Origin of the sequence: Dysosmobacter segnis (assembly GCF_014297285.1) — a bacterium.
GTDB classification, from domain to species: Bacteria; Bacillota; Clostridia; order Oscillospirales; family Oscillospiraceae; genus Oscillibacter; species Oscillibacter segnis.
Map to the genome: position 1 here is coordinate 1 of NZ_JACOQI010000083.1, position 1,314 is coordinate 1,314.

Annotated in this window: 2 protein-coding genes and 1 pseudogene; all 3 read left to right on the plus strand. The window is 52.5% G+C overall.

From position 1 onward, the window contains the following. Positions 1–314, plus strand: a pseudogene (locus H8Z83_RS19065) (recombinase family protein); the annotation flags it as partial. Further along, positions 314–1,063 (plus strand): recombinase family protein, encoded by a 750-nt coding sequence (locus H8Z83_RS19070; protein ID WP_187016473.1) that lies wholly within the window; start codon positions 314–316, stop codon positions 1,061–1,063. The pseudogene H8Z83_RS19065 and the gene H8Z83_RS19070, both read left to right, overlap by 1 nt. Next, on the plus strand, positions 1,060–1,314 hold a 255-nt coding region (locus H8Z83_RS19075; protein WP_187016474.1), incomplete at its 3' end, for a recombinase family protein. The genes H8Z83_RS19070 and H8Z83_RS19075, both read left to right, overlap by 4 nt.

Genomic DNA, 1,314 nt, shown 5'->3' on the forward strand with positions numbered 1-1,314 from the left:
TGACCCAGCTCAAGCAGCAGGGCAGCGTCGATCCTGACATTTTTATATCCCGCGGCAATCTGCTTGCGGAGCGCCGCCGGGAACTAAAGCTCCAAAAGGAACGCATCCTGCGGTCTGAGGAGGATCATACCATCCAGCAAACACAAGACCTACTGGATGTTCTCGAAAGCGGACCGGACTGGCTGGATGACTTCGATGAGCAGCTATTCAGCGATATGGTCGAGAAAATCGTGGTCGTGGACAATGAAACACTGCGCTTCCGGCTTCTCAACGGGTTGGAGGTCACAGAAAAAATAGAAAGGACGCAAAGATAATGGGAAATCGAAAACAGCCATTTGGCTACAAGATGGAGTTTGGCGAGATCGTGCCGCAGCCGCAGGAGGCAGAAACGATACGGAGCATCTACCTGCAATACCTTGCCGGAGCTTCCTTCAAGCAGCTTACCGAGCAGCTTCAGGCGGAGGATGTTCCCTACGATGTGGACAAGCCTTGGAACAAAAATATGGTAGCACGGATTTTAGAGGATGACCGATACATTGGTGAGAAGTATTTTCCCGCGCTCATCCCGACGGAGCAATTCCACGCTGCCCAGGAACGCAGAAAAGAGATGCGCCCTGAGTATAAGCAGACACCTGTGCAAAAGGAGCTGCGCAAGCTGTGCGGCGGCATCGTACCCGACAGCGTAGCACGAAGAGTCCTCAAGATACTGAATCAGGTGGTCGATGATCCGCAGCTCATTAAGATAGAATCATCCGGTGTTCCCACCACGGAAGACATCAGGCAACGCCGGCTGGAACTGGACAAGTTGCTGCAGACACCTCCTGTGGATGAAGAAATCGCACGCCAAAAGGCAATGGAGTTGGCGGTACTGACCCTTGTGAGCGTAGAGATGGAGGAATACGAAGCCCACCGGCTCCGCAGCATCTTCGGACGGCAGGCAAAGATGCAAGAGATGGATGCGAACCTTCTGCGGCAGAGTGTCCGGAAAATCACGTATGGCAGTAAGACGGTCAAGGTCCTGCTGAAAAATAATCAAGTCTTAGAGGAGTGTGATGATGCATGACGCAGACCCGCCCTGAACCGAAGGTCATTATCATCCCTGCAAAGGAGGAATCGCCGCAGGATCAGGAAAAGAAGAAAAATCTCCGGGTAGCTGCATACTGCCGTGTGTCCACCAAAAAAGATGAACAGCTTGGCAGCTATGAAAACCAGAAAGCATACTACACGGAAAAGATCATGGCAAATCCCAACTGGACGATGGCGGATATCTTCGCGGATGAGGGTATCACCGGTACCTCCGCCTGCAAGCGCAAG

Coding starts and splice junctions, on each gene's coding strand:
- H8Z83_RS19070 (WP_187016473.1), top strand. CDS start 314: ATGGGAAATCGAAAACAGCCATTTGGCTACAAGATGGAGTTTGGCGAG.